At 55.3% G+C, this 25,664-nt stretch carries 22 protein-coding genes; 9 read left to right on the plus strand and 13 right to left on the minus strand.

The window, feature by feature from the left end:
• Positions 1–657: 657 nt before the first annotated feature.
• The 4 genes from gltB to L463_RS21180 all read left to right on the plus strand — a co-directional run bounded on the left by gltB (position 658) and on the right by L463_RS21180 (position 9,266).
• On the plus strand, positions 658–5,118 hold the full coding sequence (gltB, locus tag L463_RS21195) for a glutamate synthase large subunit (protein ID WP_032103288.1): 4,461 nt from the start codon (positions 658–660) through the stop codon (positions 5,116–5,118).
• Positions 5,119–5,127: 9 nt separating this feature from the next.
• Complete coding sequence (gene gltD / locus L463_RS21190) at positions 5,128–6,546, plus strand: glutamate synthase subunit GltD (protein WP_017382721.1); 1,419 nt, start codon at positions 5,128–5,130, stop codon at positions 6,544–6,546.
• A gap of 187 nt (positions 6,547–6,733) precedes the next feature.
• Positions 6,734–7,984 (plus strand): cytosine permease, encoded by a 1,251-nt coding sequence (gene codB / locus L463_RS21185; RefSeq protein ID WP_017693905.1) that lies wholly within the window; start codon positions 6,734–6,736, stop codon positions 7,982–7,984.
• Positions 7,974–9,266 carry a cytosine deaminase gene (locus L463_RS21180; protein ID WP_032103289.1) on the plus strand — a complete coding sequence of 431 codons (1,293 nt, stop codon included), beginning with the start codon at positions 7,974–7,976 and terminating at the stop codon, positions 9,264–9,266. The genes codB and L463_RS21180 overlap by 11 nt, the downstream gene beginning before the upstream one ends.
• An 89-nt stretch (positions 9,267–9,355) precedes the next feature.
• On the opposite strand, the gene nanQ is transcribed toward L463_RS21180, so the two are convergent.
• The 10 genes from nanQ to zapE all read right to left on the minus strand — a co-directional run bounded on the left by nanQ (position 9,356) and on the right by zapE (position 17,990).
• The gene (gene nanQ, locus L463_RS21175; protein WP_032103294.1) at positions 9,356–9,823 is read right to left on the minus strand and encodes an N-acetylneuraminate anomerase; all 468 of its coding nucleotides are present in this window, start codon (positions 9,821–9,823) and stop codon (positions 9,356–9,358) included.
• Positions 9,823–10,695, minus strand: coding sequence for an N-acetylmannosamine kinase (locus tag L463_RS21170; protein WP_032103295.1), 873 nt, complete (start codon positions 10,693–10,695; stop codon positions 9,823–9,825). The genes nanQ and L463_RS21170 overlap by 1 nt, the downstream gene beginning before the upstream one ends.
• Positions 10,696–10,783: 88 nt before the next feature.
• Positions 10,784–12,274, minus strand: coding sequence for an MFS transporter (locus L463_RS21165; RefSeq protein ID WP_032103290.1), 1,491 nt, complete (start codon positions 12,272–12,274; stop codon positions 10,784–10,786).
• 112 nt (positions 12,275–12,386) lie between these two features.
• Positions 12,387–13,280 carry an N-acetylneuraminate lyase gene (nanA, locus tag L463_RS21160; protein ID WP_032103291.1) on the minus strand — a complete coding sequence of 298 codons (894 nt, stop codon included), beginning with the start codon at positions 13,278–13,280 and terminating at the stop codon, positions 12,387–12,389.
• 122 nt (positions 13,281–13,402) lie between these two features.
• Positions 13,403–14,185: a transcriptional regulator NanR gene (gene nanR, locus L463_RS21155; protein ID WP_017382717.1), complete on the minus strand. Its 783-nt coding sequence runs from the start codon at positions 14,183–14,185 to the stop codon at positions 13,403–13,405.
• A gap of 102 nt (positions 14,186–14,287) precedes the next feature.
• Entirely contained in the window at positions 14,288–14,785 is a 498-nt protein-coding gene (sspB, locus tag L463_RS21150) for a ClpXP protease specificity-enhancing factor (protein WP_026080566.1), read from the minus strand.
• A gap of 5 nt (positions 14,786–14,790) precedes the next feature.
• Complete coding sequence (gene sspA, locus L463_RS21145; protein ID WP_003860438.1) at positions 14,791–15,429, minus strand: stringent starvation protein SspA; 639 nt, start codon at positions 15,427–15,429, stop codon at positions 14,791–14,793.
• Positions 15,430–15,736: 307 nt separating this feature from the next.
• Positions 15,737–16,129 (minus strand): 30S ribosomal protein S9, encoded by a 393-nt coding sequence (gene rpsI / locus L463_RS21140; protein ID WP_003860436.1) that lies wholly within the window; start codon positions 16,127–16,129, stop codon positions 15,737–15,739.
• A 15-nt stretch (positions 16,130–16,144) separates the two neighbouring features.
• Entirely contained in the window at positions 16,145–16,573 is a 429-nt protein-coding gene (rplM, locus tag L463_RS21135) for a 50S ribosomal protein L13 (protein WP_003860434.1), read from the minus strand.
• A 292-nt stretch (positions 16,574–16,865) separates the two neighbouring features.
• Positions 16,866–17,990, minus strand: coding sequence for a cell division protein ZapE (gene zapE / locus L463_RS21130; RefSeq protein ID WP_017693899.1), 1,125 nt, complete (start codon positions 17,988–17,990; stop codon positions 16,866–16,868).
• A gap of 189 nt (positions 17,991–18,179) precedes the next feature.
• Here zapE and zapG point away from each other — a divergent pair, with 189 nt between their 5' ends.
• The 3 genes from zapG to degS all read left to right on the plus strand — a co-directional run bounded on the left by zapG (position 18,180) and on the right by degS (position 21,276).
• Complete coding sequence (gene zapG, locus L463_RS21125; protein ID WP_003860432.1) at positions 18,180–18,578, plus strand: Z-ring associated protein ZapG; 399 nt, start codon at positions 18,180–18,182, stop codon at positions 18,576–18,578.
• 170 nt (positions 18,579–18,748) lie between these two features.
• Positions 18,749–20,116 carry a serine endoprotease DegQ gene (degQ, locus tag L463_RS21120; RefSeq protein ID WP_015572006.1) on the plus strand — a complete coding sequence of 456 codons (1,368 nt, stop codon included), beginning with the start codon at positions 18,749–18,751 and terminating at the stop codon, positions 20,114–20,116.
• Positions 20,117–20,208: 92 nt separating this feature from the next.
• Positions 20,209–21,276 (plus strand): outer membrane-stress sensor serine endopeptidase DegS, encoded by a 1,068-nt coding sequence (gene degS / locus L463_RS21115; protein WP_003860430.1) that lies wholly within the window; start codon positions 20,209–20,211, stop codon positions 21,274–21,276.
• A 51-nt stretch (positions 21,277–21,327) separates the two neighbouring features.
• Here degS and mdh read toward each other — a convergent pair whose 3' ends face one another.
• Positions 21,328–22,266 (minus strand): malate dehydrogenase, encoded by a 939-nt coding sequence (gene mdh, locus L463_RS21110; RefSeq protein WP_003860429.1) that lies wholly within the window; start codon positions 22,264–22,266, stop codon positions 21,328–21,330.
• Between the two features lie 397 nt (positions 22,267–22,663).
• Here mdh and argR point away from each other — a divergent pair, with 397 nt between their 5' ends.
• Both argR and yhcN read left to right on the plus strand, forming a co-directional pair.
• Positions 22,664–23,134 carry a transcriptional regulator ArgR gene (argR, locus tag L463_RS21105; RefSeq protein WP_003860428.1) on the plus strand — a complete coding sequence of 157 codons (471 nt, stop codon included), beginning with the start codon at positions 22,664–22,666 and terminating at the stop codon, positions 23,132–23,134.
• 378 nt (positions 23,135–23,512) lie between these two features.
• Complete coding sequence (yhcN, locus tag L463_RS21100) at positions 23,513–23,776, plus strand: peroxide/acid stress response protein YhcN (RefSeq protein WP_006812160.1); 264 nt, start codon at positions 23,513–23,515, stop codon at positions 23,774–23,776.
• A 59-nt stretch (positions 23,777–23,835) separates the two neighbouring features.
• Here the strand turns inward: yhcN and L463_RS21095 are convergent, their stop codons facing one another.
• Positions 23,836–24,108: a barstar family protein gene (locus L463_RS21095; protein WP_003860424.1), complete on the minus strand. Its 273-nt coding sequence runs from the start codon at positions 24,106–24,108 to the stop codon at positions 23,836–23,838.
• A 45-nt stretch (positions 24,109–24,153) separates the two neighbouring features.
• Positions 24,154–25,608, minus strand: coding sequence for an NAD-dependent succinate-semialdehyde dehydrogenase (locus L463_RS21090; RefSeq protein ID WP_032673066.1), 1,455 nt, complete (start codon positions 25,606–25,608; stop codon positions 24,154–24,156).
• Positions 25,609–25,664: the final 56 nt, after the last annotated feature.

Raw genomic sequence — 25,664 nt, forward strand, 5'->3', positions numbered from 1 at the left:
CAAGCCTGCCATTTTTAGCCTCTGTCGGCGATGACCTGGATCAATCGCCCTGGACGGCCTTTATCTGTTTGAATAAATAATCACGATTACCGAGATTTCATTCACCCTGTACGTAATTACTTTTCCTTATGTTCTGATGGTTTTTTTCATTTATAGCGCCAGGACTGAAAAACAGTGATTTTATGCGGGTTTGAATGCAACACCAGATTAATATTCTGCTATAAATCTGCATTTCAGCACGCTGCATCGATAATACCGCTTTCATATAGTGAGTCAGATCACACTCCCCTGCACCTCCCCGGTGCTTTAAGTGGTTGTAAAAATAGTTAAATACATATTAAAAACAAAAAGATAACTACGCTTTAGCACATTTTTGTATAAATAAGATTGCCATTTGACCTGTGTACCAATTCCCGATAAGTTGGAAATCCGCTGGAAGCTTTCTGGATGAGCGGCCTGCTCATCATATTTATGCAGTAATTGAGATTCCCTCTGAAGCAAGTCCTCAAACTTGTTTACCTGCGCGAAAGGATGAAAAAGAGGGCGAATGCGAGGTCCGCGTATGAAACGCTAACCCCGTCGCCATGCTCTTTCTGCGCCTGTGCGCCACGGTAAAGTTCAGTGGGAAGCCCGACGAGCCTGGGGAGGTTCACTGATATGTTGTACGATAAATCCCTTGAGAAGGATAACTGTGGTTTCGGCCTGATCGCCCACATAGAAGGCGAACCTAGCCACAAGGTAGTGCGTACTGCTATTCACGCACTGGCCCGTATGCAGCACCGTGGCGCCATCCTTGCCGATGGTAAAACCGGCGACGGTTGCGGCCTGCTGCTGCAAAAACCGGATCGTTTCTTCCGTATCGTAGCGGAAGAGCGCGGCTGGCGTTTAGCCAAAAACTACGCTGTCGGTATGCTGTTCCTGAATCAGGATCCTGAAAAAGCTGCCGCCTCACGCCGCATCGTTGAAGAAGAACTTCAGCGTGAAACCCTGTCGATCGTCGGCTGGCGCGATGTGCCAACCAACGAAGGGGTGCTCGGTGAAATCGCCCTCTCCTCGCTGCCTCGTATTGAACAGATTTTTGTCAATGCGCCTGCGGGCTGGCGTCCGCGTGATATGGAACGCCGTCTGTTTATCGCCCGCCGCCGCATTGAAAAACGTCTTCTGGATGATAAAGAGTTCTACGTCTGTAGCCTCTCTAACCTTGTGAACATCTATAAAGGTCTGTGTATGCCGGCTGACCTGCCGCGCTTCTACCTGGACCTGGCGGACCTGCGTCTGGAATCGGCCATTTGCCTGTTCCACCAGCGCTTCTCCACCAACACCGTTCCACGCTGGCCGCTGGCGCAGCCGTTCCGCTACCTGGCGCATAACGGCGAGATCAACACCATCACCGGCAACCGCCAGTGGGCCCGCGCCCGTACCTATAAATTCCAGACGCCGCTGATCCCGGACCTGCACGATGCCGCGCCGTTCGTGAACGAAACCGGCTCGGACTCCAGCTCCATGGATAACATGCTGGAACTGCTGCTGGCGGGCGGGATGGACATCGTGCGCGCCATGCGTCTGCTCGTGCCACCGGCCTGGCAGAACAACCCGGATATGGACCCTGAGCTGCGCGCGTTCTTCGACTTTAACTCCATGCACATGGAGCCGTGGGACGGCCCGGCGGGCATCGTTATGTCCGACGGTCGTTTTGCCGCCTGTAACCTGGACCGTAATGGTCTGCGTCCGGCGCGCTACGTTATTACCAAAGACAAGCTCATCACCTGTGCCTCTGAAGTCGGGATCTGGGATTACCAGCCAGACGAAGTGGTCGAGAAAGGCCGCGTCGGACCGGGCGAGCTGATGGTGATCGACACCCGCGGTGGGCGTATTCTGCATTCCGCCGAAACAGACAACGATCTGAAGAGCCGCCATCCGTACAAAGAGTGGATGGAGAAAAACGTGCGTCGTCTGGTGCCGTTTGAAGATCTGTCGGACGAAGAAGTGGGCAGCCGCGAGCTGGACGATGACACCCTCGCGAGCTTCCAGAAGCAGTTTAACTACAGCGCGGAAGAGCTGGACTCGGTTATCCGCGTGCTCGGTGAAAACGGCCAGGAAGCGGTCGGCTCAATGGGTGACGATACCCCGTTTGCCGTGCTCTCCAGCCAGCCACGCATTATTTATGACTACTTCCGTCAGCAGTTTGCGCAGGTCACTAACCCGCCAATCGATCCGCTGCGCGAAGCCCACGTCATGTCGCTGGCCACCAGCATCGGCCGTGAGATGAACGTCTTCTGTGAAGCTGAAGGCCAGGCGCACCGTCTGACCTTTAAATCACCGATCCTGCTGTACTCCGATTTCAAACAGCTCACCACCATGACCGAGGAGCACTATCGCGCCGACACGCTCGATATCACCTTCGACGTGACCGAAACGAGCCTCGAAGAGACGGTGAACGCGCTGTGCGATAAAGCCGAGCAGATGGTGCGTAACGGCACCGTTCTGCTGGTGCTGTCTGACCGCAACATCGCGAAAAACCGTCTGCCGGTGCCTGCACCCATGGCGGTGGGGGCTATCCAGACGCGTCTGGTGGACAAGAGCCTGCGCTGCGATGCCAACATCATCGTTGAAACCGCGAGCGCGCGCGACCCGCACCACTTTGCGGTGCTGTTAGGCTTTGGCGCCACGGCAATCTACCCGTATCTGGCCTACGAAACGCTGGCCCGCCTGGTAGATACCCGCGCGATCGACAAAGACTATCGCGCCGTGATGCTGAACTACCGTAACGGCATCAACAAAGGTCTGTACAAGATCATGTCCAAAATGGGCATCTCGACCATCGCCTCTTACCGCTGCTCGAAGCTGTTTGAAGCGGTCGGCCTGCATGACGACGTTGCCAACCTCTGCTTCCAGGGCGTGGTCAGCCGTATCGGCGGCGCCGGTTTTGCTGACTTCCAGCAGGATCTGGTGAACCTGTCGAAACGCGCCTGGCTGGCACGTAAGCCGCTGGAACAGGGCGGCCTGCTGAAATATGTCCACGGGGGTGAGTATCACGCTTATAACCCGGACGTGGTGCGCACGCTGCAACAGGCAGTGCAGAGCGGCGAGTACAGCGATTATCAGCAGTATGCAGAGCTGGTGAATAACCGTCCGGCAGCGACGCTGCGCGATCTCATTGCCCTCAATCCAGGTGATGAAGCGGTCAGCATTGACGAGGTTGAACCCGCGTCTGAGCTGTTCAAACGTTTCGACACCGCGGCGATGTCTATCGGCGCGCTGAGCCCGGAAGCCCACGAAGCGCTGGCGGAAGCCATGAACAGCATCGGCGGCAACTCCAACTCCGGCGAAGGCGGTGAAGATCCGGCCCGCTATGGCACCAATAAAGTGTCCCGTATTAAGCAGGTGGCGTCTGGTCGCTTTGGCGTAACGCCTGCGTACCTGGTTAACGCCGACGTGATTCAGATTAAAGTCGCGCAGGGTGCGAAACCGGGTGAAGGCGGTCAGCTGCCGGGTGATAAAGTCACCCCATACATCGCTAAGCTTCGCTATTCAGTGCCGGGCGTGACGCTGATCTCCCCGCCGCCGCACCACGATATCTACTCTATCGAGGATCTGGCGCAGCTGATTTTCGACCTGAAACAGGTCAACCCGAAAGCGATGATCTCCGTGAAGCTGGTTTCCGAACCGGGCGTTGGCACCATTGCCACCGGCGTGGCGAAAGCCTATGCGGATCTGATCACCATCGCCGGTTACGACGGCGGCACCGGCGCAAGCCCGCTCTCCTCCGTGAAATACGCGGGTTGTCCGTGGGAGCTTGGCCTGGTGGAAACCCAGCAGGCGCTGGTCGCTAACGGCCTGCGTCACAAGATCCGTTTGCAGGTGGACGGCGGACTGAAAACCGGCCTCGACATCATCAAAGCGGCGATTCTGGGAGCGGAAAGCTTCGGCTTTGGTACCGGCCCGATGGTTGCGCTCGGCTGTAAATACCTGCGTATTTGCCACCTGAACAACTGTGCAACGGGCGTTGCTACCCAGGACGAAAAGCTGCGTAAAAATCACTACCACGGCCTGCCGTTCAAAGTGACCAACTACTTTGACTTCATCGCCCGTGAAACCCGCGAGCTGATGGCGCAGCTGGGCGTGAAGCGTCTGGTAGACCTGATTGGCCGTACCGACCTGCTGAAAGAGCTTGAGGGCTTCACGGCCAAGCAGCAGAAGCTGGAGCTGTCTAAGCTGCTGGAAACCGCTCAGCCGCATCCTGGCAAAGCGGTTTACTGTACCGAGAACAACCCGCCGTTCGACAACGGCGTGCTGAACGCACAGCTGCTGCAACAGGCGAAGCCGTATGTGGATGAGAAGCAGAGCAAAACGTTCTGGTTTGATATCCGCAACACCGACCGTTCCGTGGGTGCGTCCCTCTCCGGTTACATCGCGCAAACGCACGGTGACCAGGGTCTGGCGTCGGATCCGATTACCGCGCACTTCAGCGGTACCGCGGGTCAGAGCTTCGGCGTGTGGAACGCAGGCGGAGTTGAGTTATACCTGACCGGCGATGCCAACGACTACGTCGGAAAAGGCATGGCGGGCGGTCTGCTGGCGGTGCGTCCTCCGGTTGGTTCAGCCTTCCGCAGCCATGAAGCGAGCATCATCGGCAATACCTGTCTGTACGGCGCAACCGGCGGTCGTCTGTTTGCCGCGGGCCGTGCGGGCGAACGTTTTGCGGTGCGTAACTCCGGCGCCATCACCGTGGTGGAAGGCATCGGCGATAACGGCTGTGAATACATGACGGGCGGAATTGTGTGCGTCCTGGGTAAAACCGGCGTGAACTTTGGCGCGGGCATGACGGGCGGTTTTGCCTACGTCCTGGATGAAGACGGTGAGTTCCGCAAACGCGTGAACCCGGAGCTGGTGGAAGTGCTGGACGTTGATACGCTGGCCATCCACGAAGAACACCTGCGCGGTTTAATTACCGAACACGTGCAGCATACCGGTTCTTCGCGCGGCGAAGAGATCCTGGCCAACTGGCCGGCGTTCTCTGCGAAATTCGCGCTGGTGAAGCCGAAGTCCAGCGATGTTAAAGCCCTGTTGGGTCACCGTAGTCGTAGCGCAGCAGAGCTGCGCGTGCAGGCGCAGTAAGGAATTCAGATGAGCCAGAACGTTTACCAGTTTATCGACCTTCAGCGTGTTGATCCGCCAAAGAAACCGCTGAAGATCCGTAAAATTGAATTTGTTGAAATCTATGAGCCGTTTTCAGAAGGCCAGGCCAAAGCACAGGCAGACCGCTGCCTGTCCTGCGGTAACCCTTACTGCGAATGGAAGTGTCCGGTCCATAACTACATCCCGAACTGGCTGAAGCTGGCCAACGAAGGGCGTATTTTTGAAGCCGCCGAGCTGTCTCATCAGACCAACACCCTGCCGGAAGTGTGCGGCCGCGTGTGCCCTCAGGATCGTCTGTGTGAAGGCTCCTGTACGCTGAACGACGAGTTTGGCGCGGTAACCATCGGCAACATCGAACGCTATATCAACGATAAAGCGTTCGAGATGGGCTGGCGCCCGGATATGACCGGTGTGCGTCAAACCGACAAGCGCGTAGCGATTATCGGCGCGGGCCCGGCAGGCCTGGCCTGTGCGGACGTGCTGACCCGTAACGGCGTGAAGGCGGTGGTCTTTGATCGCCACCCGGAGATTGGCGGCCTGCTGACCTTCGGTATCCCGGCCTTCAAGCTGGAGAAAGAGGTGATGACCCGCCGCCGCGAAATCTTCACCGGCATGGGCATTGAGTTCAAACTCAACACCGAAGTGGGCCGCGACGTGCAGCTCGACGACCTGCTGAAAGATTACGACGCCGTGTTCCTGGGCGTAGGCACTTATCAGTCCATGCGCGGTGGTCTGGAGAACGAAGATGCGCCAGGCGTGTACGACGCGCTGCCGTTCCTGATTGCGAATACCAAACAGCTAATGGGCTACGGCGAGACCGCCGATGAGCCGTTCGTCAGCATGGAAGGCAAACGCGTGGTGGTGCTGGGCGGCGGTGATACCGCGATGGACTGCGTGCGTACCTCCATTCGCCAGAATGCGGCGCATGTCATCTGTGCCTACCGTCGTGACGAAGAGAACATGCCGGGCTCTAAGCGCGAAGTGAAAAACGCACGTGAAGAGGGCGTCGAGTTCCAGTTCAACATCCAGCCTCTGGGTATTGAAGTGAATGCCAACGGTAAAGTGAGCGGCGTGAAGATGGCGCGCACGGAGATGGGTGCGCCAGATGCGAAAGGCCGTCGTCGCGCGGAGATCGTGGCCGGTTCTGAACACGTGATCCCGGCTGACGCCGTGGTGATGGCGTTTGGTTTCCGTCCTCACAGCATGGAGTGGCTGGCGAAGCACAGCGTAGAGCTGGACTCTCAAGGCCGCATCATTGCGCCAGAAGGCAGCGATAACGCGTTCCAGACCAGCAACCCGAAAATCTTCGCCGGTGGCGACATCGTTCGCGGCTCTGACCTGGTGGTCACAGCGATTGCCGAAGGCCGTAAAGCGGCTGACGGGATCATGAACTTCCTGGAAGTGTAAGCCCCTCTGACTCCCCGGCAGAAGCATAAAGCGGAACGCTGGGGAGCCTGTTTTCAGTAGCCTACCCTTAAGTTAATGGTGCCTTTTTAAGCAAAAAAGCAGCGTAAATCCCGACGTAAACGTTTGCTTTCGTGAAAAAAATGTATATTATGCGGCGGATTTTTTGGCCAAAATTCAAGGAGGCGTTGTGTCGCAAGATAACAATTATAGCCAGGGCCCCGTCCCTCTGGCGGCGCGGAAAGGCGTGGTTCCACTCACTTTTGTGATGTTAGGGTTAACGTTTTTTTCCGCCAGTATGTGGACCGGAGGCACGCTCGGTACCGGTCTTTCCTATAATGATTTCTTCCTCGCAGTTCTCTTCGGCAATCTCCTCCTCGGTATTTACACTGCTTTTCTTGGCTACATTGGCGCAAAAACCGGCCTCTCAACCCATCTTCTTGCGCGTTACTCGTTCGGTATAAAAGGTTCCTGGCTTCCCTCCATGCTTTTAGGCGGTACGCAGGTAGGGTGGTTTGGCGTCGGCGTAGCGATGTTTGCCATCCCGGTGAGTAAAGCCACGGGCATCGACGTGAACATCCTGATTGCAGTTTCCGGCCTGTTGATGACGTTAACCATTTTTTTTGGCATCTCGGCACTGACGATTTTATCCATCATCGCCGTACCCGCTATCGTCATCCTGGGTAGCTACTCCGTCTGGCTGGCGGTGGACGGCGTGGGAGGATTGGACCACCTCAAATCCATTGTGCCGCAGACGCCGCTCAACTTTTCCAGCGCGCTGGCGCTGGTTGTAGGCTCGTTTATCAGCGCAGGCACGCTGACCGCCGACTTCGTCCGCTTTGGCCGCAATGCCAAAGGTGCCGTTCTGGTGGCGATGGTGGCATTTTTCCTTGGCAACTCGCTGATGTTTATCTTCGGTGCGGCAGGCGCTGCCGCCGTAGGACAGGCCGATATTTCTGACGTGATGATCGCCCAGGGACTGCTGCTGCCGGCCATTGTCGTTCTTGGCCTGAATATCTGGACCACCAATGACAACGCGCTGTACGCCTCTGGTTTGGGTTTCGCCAATATTACTGGCCTTTCCAGCCGTACGCTGTCGGTGGTTAATGGCATTATCGGTACGCTGTGCGCGCTGTGGCTATACAACAACTTCGTTGGCTGGCTGACCTTTTTGTCGGCAGCGATTCCGCCGGTTGGCGGGGTGATTATCGCCGACTACCTGATTAATCGCCGCCGCTATGCCAGCTTCGACCACGCAAAATTTGTGTCCGTTAACTGGATTGCCATTTTCTCGGTCGCCCTGGGTGTTGCTGCCGGGCACTACATTCCGGGAATTGTCCCCGTTAACGCAGTATTGGGTGGCGTCTTCAGCTATTTGGTGTTAAACCCATTCGCCAAACGTACCCTTGCTAATCCTTCGGAGGTTTCCCATGCAGAATAATTCCCTCACTATCCGTCAGGCCCGTTTGCAGGGGCAAGAGGGTTTATGGCAAATCACGATTGAGGACGGACGCTTCAGCCGTATCGATCCTCAGGAAACCGCCTCTGCGCCAGTCGGTCAGGTGCTGGACGCCGAATGCGGGCTGGTTATCCCTCCTTTCATCGAGCCGCATATCCATCTGGATACAACGCAAACGGCGGGTGAACCGAACTGGAACCAGTCCGGCACGCTTTTCGAGGGAATCGAGCGCTGGGCCGAACGCAAGGCGATGCTTACCCACGAAGACGTTAAAACTCGCGCGATGCAGACCCTGAAGTGGCAAATCGCCAACGGCATTCAGTACGTACGTACACACGTTGACGTCTCGGACCCCACCCTTACGGCACTGAAAGCCATGCTGGAGGTGAAGCAGGAAGTCGCCCCGTGGGTCGATATGCAAATTGTGGCATTCCCGCAGGAAGGCATTCTTTCTTATCCGAACGGTGAAGAACTGCTTGAGGAAGCCGTGCGTTTAGGGGCGGATGTCATCGGCGCAATCCCCCACTTTGAATTTACGCGTGAATATGGCGTTGAGTCGCTGCATAAAACGTTTTCCCTGGCCAGAAAGTACGACCGACTGATCGATGTCCACTGTGATGAAATTGATGATGAACAATCGCGCTTCGTTGAAACCGTTGCCGCACTGGCACATCGTGACGGAATGGGTTCACGCGTGACCGCCAGCCATACCACGGCGATGCACTCCTATAATGGCGCGTATACGTCCCGACTGTTCCGCCTGTTAAAAATGTCAGGCATTAACTTCGTGGCAAACCCGCTGGTTAACACGCATTTGCAGGGCCGTTTCGATACCTATCCCAAACGCCGAGGCATCACACGCGTCAAAGAAATGCTGGAAGCGGAGATCAACGTCTGCTTTGGTCATGACGACGTTTTCGATCCGTGGTATCCGCTGGGAACCGCGAATATGCTTCAGGTTCTGCATATGGGGCTGCACGTTTGCCAACTGATGGGTTACGGGCAAATAAATGATGGGCTTAACCTGATCACTACCCACAGCGCGAAAACGCTCGATTTGCAGGACTATGGCGTGCGCGTTGGGAATACAGCAAACCTGGTGATTCTCCCGGCAGAGAATGGGTTTGATGCAGTTCGTCGCCAGACGCCGGCACGATACTCTGTTCGCCACGGCAAGGTGATTGCCGAGACGGTGCCCAGCCAGACAACCTTGCACCTGACGCAGCCGGAAGCGGTGACGTTTAAGCGCCGGAATATCGAATAACATTGCCGGATGGCGGCTGCGCCTTATCCGGCCTGCAAATTACGTTATGCCCGCAGGCCTGATAAGCGAAGCGCCATCAGGCCTATAAACTACGTATCCAGCAAGCGGGCGCGTACCTTCACCACGACTTTCTTTATCTCGCCTGGCTCAAGGATTGCGCATCCTGGCTTATGTGGCTCTCCCGGCATAAATACGGCGCACATCCCCGGCCGGAGGGTGACACACTGTTCACCTGCAATCTCACTGCACAACTGATAATCTTCTTCAGGATGAAAATCTTCACGCTGGCGTGCCGAGCCCGTCACGCCAAAGAGGATGCGCTCTTCTCCCGTCAATAACACCTGGATATCAATATATTGCTCATGCAGTTCCGCTTTCTTCCGGTCTGGAAACTGCGTGGCAAACGTCATCACGTTCATGAAGATATCCTCACCGCGAAGCTCATAACGTCCTGCCGCTTTTTCCAGCGGACGGGCAGCCAGCGCGAGGGTTAGCGCCTCCAGAAGAACGGGATGCAACCCCGTGGAGGGAAGCGTCCGAATCTCACCAAAAAACATCATCTTTCTCCCTGAGCTAACAGCGCCGCGCCCAGTAAGCCCGCATCGTGTCGATAGTGCGCGGCGGTTAATTCAACGTGATAAACAGAAGGATGCTCCTCAAGATACGCGCGGACCCGCGCCAGATACCCTCCTGCCAGCCCGATGCTGCCGCCAATCACCACGCGCTGGCAGTCCATCACCGCTTTCGTGTCGGCAATAAGCCGCGCCAGTACCTGTGCAGAACGTTGGACCAGTTCCGCCGCCTGTTTATTTCCCTCTGCCGCGCGCGCAAAAATCGTTTTTGCATCGCATCCTGCAAGCTCTCCCCTGGCTGCGGCGGCAATACCGCGACCAGACGCGATGGCTTCCACGCACCCCACGCGACCACAGCCGCATTGCGGGCCGTTTGGATCGGCGAGCGTATGCCCAAGATGCCCTGCCAGTCCGACGCTTCCGGTCACGAGTTTCCCGTTACTGACTACGCCGCCCCCCACGCCCGTTGAAACAGTCAGGAATACCATGTCTTTAATTTCCTTCGCACTAACGTGATATTCCGCCCATGCCGCAGCCTGAGCATCATTGATCGCCAGGGTCGGCAAACCAGCAATGTCTTCGAGCGTCTGCACCAGCGGAAAATGGTGCAATCCTCCGAGATTTTGCGGGTTAATCGCCAGCAGATTGCCGTCCTGAATGATTCCGGTTGAGGCAATGGCCGCACGCGTTGCCTGGGTCTGTAACGGCTTGACCAGCTCAGCCAGCGCCTCACGCAGCGCGTCAGGCGTCTTACTGGCGGGCGTAGGGCATTCGCGTCGCGCGTGGATCTGTAAACCGTCATCCACCAGGGCGGCGGCAAGTTTAGTTCCACCTATGTCTATCGCCAGTGTCGTCATAGCACCGCCCCGCTCGGAAATGTTTTTATCCCGTTGTGACATACTTCATCCCTTACGAATGTGCCCGGTACAGGTCCGGGCAAGCGGATTAACTTTTGCTTTTCGCTAAAGCGCTTTTATCGCCGCCAAACGGGACGGCTCCGCTGAAAGGTTTACCGTCAATAGCGTCATGCGTACGCAGGGCTTCTGGCCTGATCCAGCGCTGAACGCGGGAGGGCATATCCAGACCAATAAGCAAGATCACCACAAACGTCAGGCCAAAGGAGAGCGATCCCAGGGCCGTGCCCAGCGCCATATCCTGCGACAGCAGCGCGCCAATCACCGGGGCAATCGCGCCACCCAACGCGCCAACGTTGTAGGTAAAGCCCAGACCCGCCGCACGCTGGTCGGTATCGAAATAGCCGCCGATGAGTTTGGGTAAGATCCCGGAGATCCCCTGCCCCAGCATCTGCTGGAAAAAGAGTAACAAGCCCAACACCCAGACATTGGCGCCGCCGATCGCAAAGACGGGAACAATCAGGAGCTGTGAGGCCAATAGGCTACAGACATAGGCCTTGCGGGTGCCAAGCCAGTCACCGAGAAAACCACCCACGCAGCAGCCTACTGCCGCGCCGAAGCCGCTAAAGAACAGCACCTTCGCCACCGTTGAGGGATCATAGGTCAGGTCGGTTTTCAGATAAGTGGGTAATAGCGCCTGAATCGGCCAGGAGTAGAGAAAGGCGAAGAGCACGACAACCATCAACGTGACGCCCGTCGGCCAGCGTTTACCGCTGCTTTGCACCATAAAGCTGATAAAGACGATGGCGCACAGCAGGCCGAGAATAACGACCAGCCCCGCGTTGTTGAGTTCGCCTGCAAAACAGAACCACAGCGCCGTACCGGCAAACAGCGTCATCGCCATATTGATGACGCGGTATTTGCCGCGATACAGAATATCAACCATGGTGCGCACCGGGGCTTTGCCTTCGTGCTTCGCTTTCCAGTCCTCAGCTTCCGGAATATTTTTCCGCAGCCACAGGGCAAAGACGATGGGCAGAATGCCGATAAAGAACAGCGCCCGCCAGCCCCAGACGGGCACGACAAGGCTGTAGACCTGGGCCGCAACCACGGCGCCGACGGAGAAACCGGAAATCAGAAAACCACTCGCCTTGTTGCGCAGGTGCTTTGGCCAGCTTTCAATCACATAGGTTGCGCTGGAGCCATATTCCCCCGCCATCCCCATGCCTATCACCATGCGGGCGATAAACAGGGTGACGTAACCCGGCGCAAAACCGCAGGCCAGCGTACCGCAGGAAAAGAGCACGATGCTGGTGATCATCGCCAGCTTGCGGCCATAGCGGTCGCCCATGGCGCCCAGCAGCAGGCCGCCGAACCAGCGCGATATAAAGGCCGCCGAAATCAGGCTCGCCGCTTCCACTGTCGTCAGGGCAAACTCGCTTTTTATTTCTGTCAGGACTAAGGCTATCAATACAAAATCGAAGCCATCAAGCAGATATCCCAGCCAGGCGGCGGAGAAGGCGCGCCACTGAGGACGGGTAAGATGGCGGTACCACGGGATGCTTTGGGTAGACTTACTCATTTCACTCTCCCGACGATTTCTCTGTCGTTTTGCCGGATGGCGGCTGCGCCTTATCCGGCCTACGTAGCATGTTTTTGTAGGCCGGATAAGGCGAAGCGCCCCCGGCTATGCGTTAGCGTTTTTCCGCCATTAGCTGCTCCGCCAGCGCTTTCAGCGCTGGCACGAATTTTTCATCCACAGGGGCAAACGGCTTACGGCACAGCGGCACGGATACCACGTCCATATAGTGCAGAACCGTTTTCAGACCACGGAACACCCCGGCTTTAATCAGCAGATCGATCACCGTGTTGCATTCGCTTTGCAGGCGCTGTGCGGTGGCGTTATCCCCTTCACGAACCGCTTTAGCGATCGCCTGGTAGCGCCAGCCCATAATGTTGTAGGTGCTGCCGATCCCCCCGTCCGCGCCGGCCAGCAGGCCGGAGGCGAAGATCTCGTCATAGCCGTTGTAGAGCACCAGATCCGGATGTTCACGACGGATCTGCTCCATCTGGAAGAGATCGCCGGAGGTTTGCTTCAGCGCGCCGACGCCCGGCAGCGTCACCAGCGTGTTGATCTGATCCAGCGTTAACTTAACGCCGCTTAACGCCGGAATGTTATAGACCACCATCGGCAGACCATCCGCCGAATCAATAATTGCACGGTAATGATCGCAATGTTCTTCAAAGCTAAAGGGATAGTAAAACGGTGTGACGGCGGATACAGCGTCAAAACCGACGCGGGCGGCGGCCATGGCTAACTGCTGGCTTTCCGCCGTGCTGACGCAGCCAACATGGGCGATGAGCGTGATTTTCCCCTTCGCCTCTTCCGCCACAATCTCCATCACCTGCTCTCGTTCCGAAAGGCTCTGTACAAAGGCCTCTCCCGTTGAACCGCCGACGTACAGCCCATCGATACCCTGTTCAATATTGAACCGCACCAGACGGCGCAGGCTTTCTTTATCCAGCATCTGCTCAGAGTTAAACGGGGTCAGGAGTGCGGCCATTACGCCGCGTAATTGCGTTGCCATAGTTACCTCAATCGATCGTGTGTTTGTTATAACGACATACCTTTATACCTGTTATACCAGATCAATTAAGCAGCAGTAGAATACAGAACGCTTATATTGCGATCTGCTTCACTAAAGGATCGTTATTTTTTGGCTTTTGAATGCTGGCCGAAAGCGTGCCAGGTGGCGGAGACGCTGTTAAGGTGAGTTTGCAACGCCCGATCCGCTTCATCGGGATCGCGGCGGCGGATCGCATCCACAATTGCGATATGCTGGCGATAGCTGACTTCATTATGCTGATAAAGCTCTGCGTCCGGCACTTTAGGACGCGCCGCAATTAACCAGTCAAGCAGCGCAACGTGGATCGCATTGAAGATCGGATTGCCGGGGATCTCCGCCAGCACGCGGTGAAAATCGACATCGGAACGAATAAATAGCGTGTTGTCATCCAGGGACTGGCTGTTGATCTCCAGGGCTTTCGTGAGCTGCGCAATCTGATCGTCAGTGGCATATTCTGCGGCATAACGAACGAGGCTGGATTCAAAGAACAGGCGAAGCTGCTCGAAATGGGCAATACCGCCGGGCTGGGTCAGAAAGTCTTTCGCCATTCCCGACAATTCACTGATGATGGTATCGGCAGACGGCATGGTTACGCGGGCACGTTCACCGTTGTTAATCTGCACTAGCCCTTTACGCTTTAGCGCCGCCAGCGCTTCGCGCACCGAGGGGCGACCCACGTTGAAGAACTCCATCAGTTCGCGCTCGGAGGGTAACTGCTCTCCCTGGGCAAATTCCTTCCGACGGATCATCTGCTCCAGCTCTTCTTCCACCATATCAGACAGTTTTTTGCGCGCCAGCGGCCGACGGCGCAGGCTGCGACCAATGGTTTCATCAGAGTTTTCAGCTTTAAGATCAGTCGGTTTCATTGCAGTCCGGTGCCATTGAAGGAAAACAGTTCATCATAACACAGGAAATTAGAGGGGGCGAAAAGGGACGGAAAGCAAAACAGGCCCGTCGGGCCTGTTTGTTTATTTCACAACGCGCAGTGCGGGACGACCACCGCGTGGTGGTGGCTCGTCATCCGGATCGGTGTCATCATTATGATCGGGTTTATCGCCATCGATGACAGACATTACCGTGTCGCTTTCGCGTTCATCGGATGCCTCATCATCATTCAGGCTGGCAACCTCTTCATCATAAGCTGCTTCCGGCTCAAACATGGTGCCCGCACCGTTTTCACGGGCGTAGATAGCCAGCACAGCTGCCAGCGGCACGGAAACCTGACGCGGCACGCCGCCGAAGCGCGCATTAAAGCGCACTTCGTCGTTCGCCAGCTCCAGGTTACCCACTGCGCGTGGCGCAATATTCAGTACAATCTGTCCGTCGCGCGCGTATTCCATTGGAACCAGCACGCCCGGCAACGTCACATCCACAACCAGGTGCGGCGTGAGCTGGTTATCCAGCAGCCATTCATAGAAGGCGCGCAGCAGATACGGACGGCGTGGTGAAAGTTGTGACATTTCCACAGTCATTAGCCTCGGCCGAGACGCATTTCACGTTCCGGTTCAGTTAAAGATGCCAGGAAAGAGTCGCGTTCAAAGACGCGAGTCATATAGCCTTTCAGCTCTTTCGCGCCAGGGCCGCTGAACTCTACGCCCAGGGTTGGCAGACGCCACAGCAACGGAGCCAGGTAGCAATCCACCAGGCTGAACTCGTCGCTCAGGAAGAAAGGCTTTTGACCAAAGACTGGCGCGATTGCCAGCAGCTCTTCACGCAGCTGTTTACGTGCAGCATCCGCTTCAGAAGAGGAACCGTTGACGATAACGTTCATCAGCGAGTACCAGTCTTTCTCGATACGCTGCATGTACAGGCGGCTTTCACCACGCGCAACAGGATAAACAGGCATCAGCGGCGGATGCGGGAAACGCTCATCCAGGTATTCCATAATGATACGGGATTCCCACAGGGTCAGCTCGCGATCCACCAGCGTCGGTACGCTTTGGCTCGGGTTGAGATCGATCAGATCCTGAGGCGGGTTATCCTTTTCCACATGCTCGATCTCAAAACTGACACCCTTCTCGGCCAGCACGATACGAACCTGATGGCTATAAATGTCAGTAGGACCAGAAAACAGCGTCATTACCGAACGTTTGTTGGCAGCGACAGCCATGAAAACCTCCAGGTATATTCAGAATTTTTACTGCTACCAGCCCAACGGGGCCAGCCAGATGATGTATCGCCCATCCCAGAGAAGACACATTGTTCAAGAATCGAACAAAAATCGAGTATTCACCGATATTTGGGCAGAAAATTGGATGATAGTTTACCAGATTTTGATGGCTTTGTGGTGAGGGGATTCCGGAAATGTGGAAAAAGAGAAGATATATGAAATGTTACTGTGGATAACCTGCGCATTATCCATAAAAAAACCCGCCGAAGCGGGTTTTTCGCCAATCGTTCTGCGTAAGCAGAATGGATTAACGTTTGGAGAACTGTGGACGACGACGTGCTTTACGCAGACCCACTTTCTTACGTTCAACCTGACGAGCGTCACGAGTAACGAAGCCAGCTTTACGCAGTTCAGAACGCAGGGATTCGTCGTACTCCATCAGCGCGCGGGTGATACCGTGACGGATCGCACCTGCCTGACCGGAGATACCACCACCTTTAACGGTGATGTACAGATCCAGTTTTTCTACCATATCAACCAGTTCCAGCGGCTGGCGAACTACCATGCGGGCAGTTTCGCGACCGAAGTATTGTTCCAGAGAACGCTGGTTGATTACGATTTTACCACTGCCCGGTTTGATGAAAACGCGAGCTGCGGAACTTTTGCGGCGACCAGTGCCGTAGTATTGATTTTCAGCCATTGCCTATAATCCCGATTAGATGTCAAGAACTTGCGGTTGCTGTGCCGCGTGGTTGTGCTCGTTGCCTGCGTAAACTTTCAGTTTACGGAACATAGCACGACCCAGCGGGCCTTTTGGCAGCATGCCTTTAACCGCGATTTCAATCACACGCTCAGGACGGCGGGCAATCATCTCTTCAAAGGTCGCTTCTTTGATACCACCGATGTGGCCGGTGTGGTGGTAGTACATTTTGTCAGTACGCTTGTTGCCGGTAACAGCAACTTTGTCAGCGTTCAGAACGATGATGTAATCACCGGTATCAACGTGCGGAGTGTATTCCGCTTTATGCTTACCGCGCAGGCGACGAGCCAGTTCAGTAGCCAGACGGCCCAGAGTTTTACCGGTCGCGTCAACAACATACCAGTCGCGCTGTACGGTTTCTGGTTTAGCTGTAAAAGTTTTCATTAAAAGCTTACCCAAATAATAAGTTACACGTTGGTGAACACCCAAACGTTTAGTCAGTTGAGGTTCACACGACAAAGTCCGGCAAACCTACCCCTTCGAATAGCACATGCCGACACATAGAAAGTTTCGGGAAAAAAACCTTCTCGTAACGTGGGGTCGCAAGATTATAGAGAAGTTGAGGTCAAAGATCGACCCTTAAATGTGATTTGGAATGGGTTTTTCGGGGTCAGGTATTGTGCGGTCTGGTGCCCTCACCCCCAGCCCCTCTCCCACGGGGAGAGGGGAGCATTTATTACGGCATATGCTCACGCTTGAGGTACTCTTCGCTCTGCATCTCTTGCAGGCGCGACAGGCAGCGCTGGAACTCAAACTTCAGGCGCTCGCCCTGATAAACCTCATATAAAGGCACCTCGGCGCTGACCACCAGCTTAACGTGGCGCTCGTAAAACTCATCTACCAGCGCGATGAAGCGGCGCGCTTCGCTCTCCATGAGTGGGGTCATAACGGGCACATCCCACAACATAACGGTATGGAACAGACGCGAAAGTGCAATGTAGTCATGCTGGCTGCGGGCGTCCACGCAGAGCGTTGCAAACGAGACGGCCAGCGTCTGGTTTTCTACGCCAAGCGTCGGCAACGGACGATGATTAATCTCCAGCGCTGGCGCGTTATCCCGCGGCGCTCCCGCCAGCGCCAGCCACAGTTTATCCATCTCGCGGGCTGTGTCGGCGTTCAACGGCGAAAGCCACAGGTGTGCCTGCGTTAATGTGCGCAGTCGATAATCGACGCCGGCATCGACGTTCATGATGTCGCAGTGCTGTTTGATAGCATCAATGGCCGGCAGGAAACGCGCCCGCTGGAGACCATTGCGATAAAGCTCATCCGGCGGGATATTGGAGGTCGCCACCAGAGTGATCCCACGCGCAAACAGCGCTTTCATGAGGCCCCCCAACAGCATGGCATCCGTAATATCGGAAACAAAGAACTCGTCGAAGCAGAGCACGTCCGTTTCCGCCTTAAAGCGATCGGCCACAATGTCCAGCGGGTCGGTTTCGCCCTGGAGCGCCGTCAGCTCTTCATGGACCCGCAGCATAAAACGGTGAAAGTGCAGGCGCTGCTTACGCGTGCCGGGCAGGCTCTGGTAGAACATGTCCATTAGCCAGGTCTTACCCCGCCCAACGCCGCCCCACATATATAAGCCACGAACCGGTGCGTTTACCGTGGGCTCTTTTTTGCCCAGTAAACGGCCGAATGCCGCCTTCAGCCCACTGCTCTGCACCGCATCGGCGGGTTTCGCCAGAAGTTCCTGATAAATCGTGTCCAGGCGGTTAACCGCTTCACGCTGGACATCATCCGGCTGGTGTGTGCCCTCGCTCAGGGCCAGTTGGTAACGCGATGAAGGGGACAGGTTTTGCATGATGTTGTTGTTATTCCTTTAGTTAAACCTCACCAGCGCGCGTGGCTGATGAAAAAAAGGCCGTTCTACACTACGCGATGATACGTCAGGATTCCACTTCTGCGGAAATAGCGGTTATAGTGGCATAATCAGGCACAGGCAGGAGCCGAGCCAACACCCTACGGAACAACAAGACAACGGGAGAAGTTCATGACCTGGGAATATGCGCTAATCGGTTTAGTCGTCGGCATCATCATTGGTGCTGTGGCCATGCGTTTCGGTAACCGCAAATTGCGTCAGCAGCAGTCACTGCAATACGAACTGGAAAAGAACAAAGCCGAACTGGAAGAATATCGCGAAGAGCTGGTCAGCCACTTTGCCCGTAGCGCTGAGCTGCTGGACAACATGGCGACAGATTATCGCCAGCTCTACCAGCACATGGCGAAAAGCTCCAGCAGCCTGCTGCCGGAAATGACCGCGGAGACCAACCCCTTCCGCAATCGTCTGGCTGATTCTGAAGCCGGTAACGATCAGGCTCCGGTTCAGATGCCACGCGACTATTCAGACGGCGCGTCCGGCCTGCTGCGCGGTGGCGTAAAACGCGATTAATCGCACAACCTGAATAAATTTTACGGGCGCACCTTATGCGCCCGTCCTTTCTTCCCGTCCCCAGCTATTATTTAGTCAAACACCTCATTGTTCAGCGGTTGAAAATTCAATAACATCAAGATGTTTTTGGGGCCGTTCTTTTTCATTCCAGGATACGAGAGTCAGCATCAATGAAGAAAAAAAACCAGCTGTTGAGCGCCTTAGCGTTAAGTGTCGGGTTATCTCTCTCGGCGTCCTTCCCCGCCAGTGCGGCACTGCCTTCGCAGGTGCCTGGACAAGAAGCCATTCCCAGCCTTGCGCCGATGCTTGAAAAAGTCCTGCCTGCGGTAGTCAGCGTTCAGGTGGAAGGGACGGCACGCCAAAGCCAGCGTATTCCTGAAGAGCTGAAGAAATATTTTGGCGAAGACGCGCCGGATCAGCAGGCTCAGCCGTTTGAAGGCCTGGGCTCAGGGGTGATTATCGACGCGGCTAAGGGCTATATCCTGACCAATAACCACGTGATCAGCCAGGCCGATAAAATCAGCGTTCAGCTGAACGATGGTCGGGAGTTTGACGCCAAACTGATCGGCGGTGACGATCAGAGTGATATCGCCCTGCTACAGGTGCAAAACCCCAGCAACCTGACCCAGATCGCCATTGCAGATTCCGATAAGCTGCGCGTCGGTGATTTTGCCGTCGCGGTCGGTAACCCGTTCGGTTTAGGCCAGACCGCCACCTCCGGGATTGTCTCCGCCCTGGGGCGCAGCGGCCTGAATCTCGAAGGGCTGGAAAACTTCATCCAGACCGATGCCTCCATCAACCGGGGCAACTCCGGCGGTGCGCTGCTTAATCTGAACGGCGAGCTGATCGGCATCAACACCGCTATCCTCGCGCCAGGCGGCGGCAGCATCGGGATTGGTTTTGCCATTCCGAGTAACATGGCGAAAACCCTGTCTCAACAGCTGATTCAATTTGGCGAGGTTAAGCGCGGTCTGCTGGGCATCAAAGGCATGGAGATGAGCGCCGATATCGCCAAAGCCTTTAAGCTCAACGTCCAGCGCGGGGCGTTTGTCAGCGAAGTGCTGCCCAACTCAGGCTCTGCAAAAGCGGGCGTGAAATCCGGCGACATTATTGTCAGCCTGAACGATAAACCGCTGAGCAGCTTCGCTGAATTACGGTCACGTATTGCCACCACGGAGCCGGGCGCTAAAGTGAAGCTGGGCCTGATCCGTGAGGGCAAACCGCTGACCGTGGAAGTGACGCTGGACAAGAGCACCTCCTCTTCCGCCAGCGCAGAACAGATCTCCCCTGCTCTACAGGGCGCTACGCTGAGCGACGGTCAGCTTAAAAACGGCACGAAAGGCATTACCGTCACTACCGTTGAGAAGAGCAGCCCGGCCGCGCAGGCAGGTTTACATCAGGACGACGTGATCGTGGGCGTGAACCGCACTCGCGTGCAGTCTATTGCCGAAATGCGTAAGGTGCTGGAGAGTAAACCGGCGGTCATTGCCCTGCAAATTATCCGTGGCAACGACACCCTCTACATTTTACTGCGTTAACCATTTGCGACTCCGGACATCGCCGCTGCGTGTGATGTCCGGATAACTCATGTTATGCTGCAAACCGTTCCTATTTTAACGACACACGCATCATGCTTTTAAAGCTCTTTCGTTCAATTGTCATTGGTTTGATCGTTGCCGGTCTGCTGCTGGTGGCTATGCCATCTTTACGCCAGTTCAACAAACTGTCGGCTCCTCAGTTCGACAGCACGGATGAAACGCCTGCGACGTACAATCAGGCGGTACGCCGTGCCGCCCCCGCCGTGGTTAACGTCTATAACCGCGGGCTTAACAGTTCCGCTCATAACCAGCTGGAGATCCGCACGCTCGGTTCCGGTGTGATCATGGATGACCGGGGCTACATCATCACCAATAAACACGTCATTAACGATGCCGACCAGATTATCGTCGCCTTGCAGGATGGCCGCGTGTTTGAAGCCCTGCTGGTGGGGTCGGACAGCCTGACCGATCTGGCGGTGCTGAAGATCAACGCCACGGGCGGTCTGCCGACTATCCCGATTAATCGCAAACGCACGCCGCACATCGGCGATGTGGTGCTGGCGATCGGTAACCCGTACAACCTGGGCCAGACCATCACTCAGGGGATCATCAGCGCGACCGGTCGAATCGGCCTGAACCCGTCAGGGCGGCAGAACTTCCTGCAAACCGATGCCTCAATCAACCACGGTAACTCCGGCGGTGCGCTGGTGAACTCTCTGGGCGAACTGATGGGCATTAACACCCTCTCGTTCGACAAGAGCAACGACGGCGAAACGCCGGAAGGGATTGGCTTTGCCATTCCGTTCCAGCTGGCGACCAAGATCATGGACAAGCTGATCCGTGATGGCCGCGTGATCCGTGGCTACATCGGTATTGGCGGGCGTGAAATCGCGCCGATGCATACGCAGGGCGGTGGTATCGATCAGATCCAGGGGATTGTGGTCAACGAAGTGGCGCCTGGCGGCCCGGCGGCCAACGCAGGTATCCAGGTGAACGACGTTATCCTTTCCGTCAACGGTACGCCAGCGGTCTCTGCGCTGGAAACCATGGACCAGGTGGCTGAGATTCGCCCGGGCTCCATCATCCCTGTTGAAGTCATGCGTAATGACAAGAAGCTGACGATTCAGGTCACCATCCAGGAATACCCGGCCACTAACTGACGGGCATAAAAAAACGGAGCTTAACGCTCCGTTTTTTTTACCGGGATAAGATCACTTGTTAACGAATTCTTCGCCCAGCGTAATGTCTTTCTTCAGCGTATCCAGCATGCCTTCCATCGCGTTTTGCTCAAACGCGCTCAGCGTGCCGATAGACTTACGCTCTTCAACACCGTTTTTACCCAGCAGCAGCGGCTGAGAGAAGAAGCGCGCGTGTTCACCGTCGCCTTCAACATAGGCGCATTCAACAACGCCTTTTTCGCCCTGCAACGCGCGAACCAGAGACAGGCCGAAACGTGCCGCCGCCTGGCCCATAGACAGGGTTGCAGAACCGCCACCCGCCTTCGCTTCCACCACTTCGGTGCCTGCGTTCTGAATACGTTTGGTCAGGTCAGCCACTTCCTGCTCGGTGAAGCTCACGCCCGGGATCTGCGACAGCAGAGGCAGGATGGTCACGCCAGAGTGACCGCCGATAACCGGCACTTCCACTTCCGTTGGCTGCTTGCCTTTCAGCTCAGCCACGAAGGTATTGGAGCGGATGATATCCAGCGTAGTTACGCCGAACAGTTTGTTCTTGTCGTAAACGCCCGCTTTCTTCAGCACTTCTGCTGCGATAGCAACGGTGGTGTTCACCGGGTTGGTGATGATCCCGATGCACGCTTTCGGGCAGGTTTCAGCAATCTGCTGAACCAGGTTTTTCACGATGCCCGCGTTGACGTTGAACAGGTCTGAACGATCCATACCCGGTTTACGCGCAACACCCGCGGAGATCAGCACCACGTCGGCACCCTGCAACGCAGGACGCGCATCTTCACCGGAGAAGCCTTTGATTTTCACAGCTGTCGGGATGTGGCTCAGGTCAACCGCCACACCTGGGGTTACCGGAGCAATATCGTACAGGGAGAGTTCTGAGCCTGAAGGCAGTTGGGTTTTCAGTAGTAGGGCAAGCGCCTGGCCGATACCACCAGCAGCGCCGAGGACTGCGACTTTCATCCTAAACTCCTTATTATGGTTAACTTAAGTATCTGTAACTCCGTTGCGGCGACCATAATTCAGCACGTCATTAATTACAATTTTCATCGCTAAAGAATTTGAGGTCGCACGTCTTTCGCCTTCACCTGAATACTATCGGGATGTAGGCAACAACGAATTAAGAGGGGGTTACAATACACCCTGCCACGCCACCAAAACAACATCATTTTGATAACATTTAATTTACTTTTAAGCTTATTTGCGCGGCGTGACCCAGGCATGTTTTCCGATAACGAAATCTGATAAAATCTCTCCCTTTCATAACATTATTTCAGCCTGGTGCCAGGTAGATAATTTGCATAAAAATTCATCCACATGCATAATAATGTTGTTTCTATCGTCATATTCCGGGTGACTTATGCGAAGCTCGTCTAAGCAAGAAGAATTAGTGAAGGCGTTTAAAGCGCTACTCAAAGAAGAGAAATTCAGTTCTCAGGGAGAAATTGTTCAGGCGTTGCAGGAACAAGGCTTCGACAACATCAACCAGTCGAAGGTCTCTCGCATGTTAACCAAGTTTGGAGCGGTGCGTACGCGCAACGCCAAAATGGAAATGGTTTATTGCCTGCCTGCTGAACTTGGCGTGCCAACGACCTCCAGCCCGCTGAAAAACCTGGTTCTGGACATCGACTACAACGATGCCGTGGTCGTGATCCACACCAGCCCGGGCGCAGCCCAGCTGATTGCCCGCCTGCTGGACTCGCTGGGTAAAGCAGAGGGGATCCTCGGAACTATCGCTGGCGATGACACCATTTTTACCACCCCGGCAAATGGTTTCTCGGTGAAAGACCTCTACGAAGCGATTCTGGTCCTGTTCGAACAGGAGCTGTAATTGTCTGCCCCGTAGCGCCTGGCTGCGGGGATCATTCTGCTCTTGCCTCGTTTTACCCTGCTTTTCTCTGCCTGCTACTTTTGCAAATAGTGCTTTTTACCGCCTGTTAACATTCATTCAGTGAATGATATGCCGCAAAATCGCACTAAAAATCAAATTGTCCCATCCCTTTGATTTACATAAGAAAAAACCACAAACCTCGCATTGTGACGCCCTTTTTTATGCATTCTCGTTATAAAAAATGAATTTTTTAACGCGTAATAACAAACGTAACCATTAGTCTGGTATTAATTTTTTGCGTGATTAGTGTATACTTGATTTTGTGATGAGGGTCACAGAACAAAGACCCCAGTAAAATAATTGACGAGGTAAATAATCATGAAAATTAAAACCACTGTAGCTGCCCTGAGCGTACTGTCAGTCCTGTCATTCGGTGCGTTTGCAGCCGACACCATCAATGCTGAACAGGCACAATCCCGTCAGGCTATCGGGACTGTTTCTGTTGGCGCCATCGGTACGTCTCCGATGGACATGCACGAAATGCTGAACAAAAAAGCGGAAGAACAGGGTGCGTCATCCTATCGCATCATCGAAGCGCGCAGTGGCGACCACTGGCACGCTACCGCAGAACTGTACAAATAAACCCTCGTCGTATCTCATCATACGACTTGCCCCTGACCTCCCGGTCAGGGGCTTTTTTATCACTGGCGCACGTTGAAACGCAGTTGCCCTTCCAGCTCCTCCTCCGCTTCATCAAACAATAAAATCAATGCACCAAAGCGTCTGCGTAGTTTTTCAGGCAGATGGGTAAATTCGATTTCCAGCGGTAACGGCAGACGATCGCCGGTAACCACATCCCACAGCATATCAAGATTGCTTACGCTGCCCCGCTCCAGGTCGAACGCCCGAATAAACTCGCGATAGAAGTCTTCCTGACTCTCAATTTCGTCAAAATCAAAGGTATAAATTTTCATTGCCAGCCACCCGGTACAGGCGGGCGGCAAATGCCGCCCTGTCTATTATAATCCCCCGATATGCAGGGTTTTGACTTCCAGAAACTCCTCCAGCCCCAGCACGGACCCTTCGCGGCCCAGCCCGGACTCTTTTACGCCCCCAAACGGACCCAGCTCGGTCGAGACCGCACATTCATTAATTCCGATCATGCCGCTCTCAATGGCCTGCGAGACGCGGAACACGCGCGAGAGATTCTGGGTATAAAAGTAGGCTGCCAGCCCGTAAGGCGTATTGTTAGCGCGCATAACCACTTCGTCTTCCGACGTGAAGCGGAAGCAAGCGGCAACGGGACCAAAGGTCTCCTCTTCTGCCAGCTTCATGCCTTCATGGCAGTCACCGAGTACGGTTGGCATCCAGAAGTTGCCGCCAAGTTCGTGCGGTTTACCCCCAGCCAGCACCGTGGCGCCCTTCGCTACCGCATCTTCGACGTCCTCACGGACTTTTTCGACAGCCGAAGGCTCAATCAGCGGGCCGACAACGACGCCCTCGTCCAGACCGTTACCCACCTTCAGCGCCTTCACCGCATCGGCAAGTTGATTGACAAACTTGTCATAGACCGTCTCCTGAATATAGAAACGGTTTACGCTGACGCAGACCTGCCCGGCGTTACGGAACTTATTGGCAATGGCGCCTTTGACGGCGGCCTCAATATCCGCGTCCTCGAAAACGATATATGGCGCATTACCGCCCAGCTCCATCGATACCTTTTTCATGGTCTCTGCGGAATTGCGAACCAGTGTTTTCCCGACGGCGGTTGATCCGGTAAACGAGATTTTGCGCACGTCATGGCTGGCCATAATGGCGTCACTAATTTCTGAGGTGCTCCCCGCGACCGCATTCAGCACACCATCCGGCACACCGGCCTGCTTCGCCAGCGTCAGCAGCGCAAAGGCGCTCAGCGGCGTGTTGTTTGCAGGCTTGATGACGCCGGTACATCCTGCTGCCAGCGCCGGGCCGAGCTTACGGGTGAGCATGGCCATCGGGAAATTCCATGGCGTGATAGCAGCAACCACCCCGACAGGTTCACGAGTGGCCAGAATACGGGAGCCGGGTTTAACCGGAGGAATGATTTCACCGTTGGCGCGCTTAGCCTGCTCCGCAAACCACTGAATGAAGCTGGCAGCGTAGTCCACCTCACCTTCAGCCTCTTTCAGCGGCTTGCCCTGCTCGGTAGTCATCAGCCGCCCGAGCCAGCTTTTGTTCTCGATAATCAGTTCATACCAGCGATAGAGGATCGTGGAGCGCTCTTTTGCCGTTTTTGCGCGCCATGCGGGAAAGGCCTTCGTCGCGGCCGCAATGGCCTCTTCGGTTTCGGCTTTCCCTGCTTTCGCCACTTTCGCGACCACCTCACCCGTGGCCGGGTTTAGCACATCAAACGTGGTGTCGAGTGTTTTCCAGATACCGTTGACCAGATACCCGGTCTGAAAAAGAATACTGTCCTGAAGAGCCTGGGTTGTCATGTGTCCTCCCTTCCTGAATGTTTGAACCTGCAAGAATAAGTATAGCCACAAAAAAA

It is taken from the genome of Enterobacter sp. BIDMC 27, from assembly GCF_000534415.1.
Classification (GTDB): Bacteria; Pseudomonadota; Gammaproteobacteria; order Enterobacterales; family Enterobacteriaceae; genus Enterobacter; species Enterobacter hormaechei_C.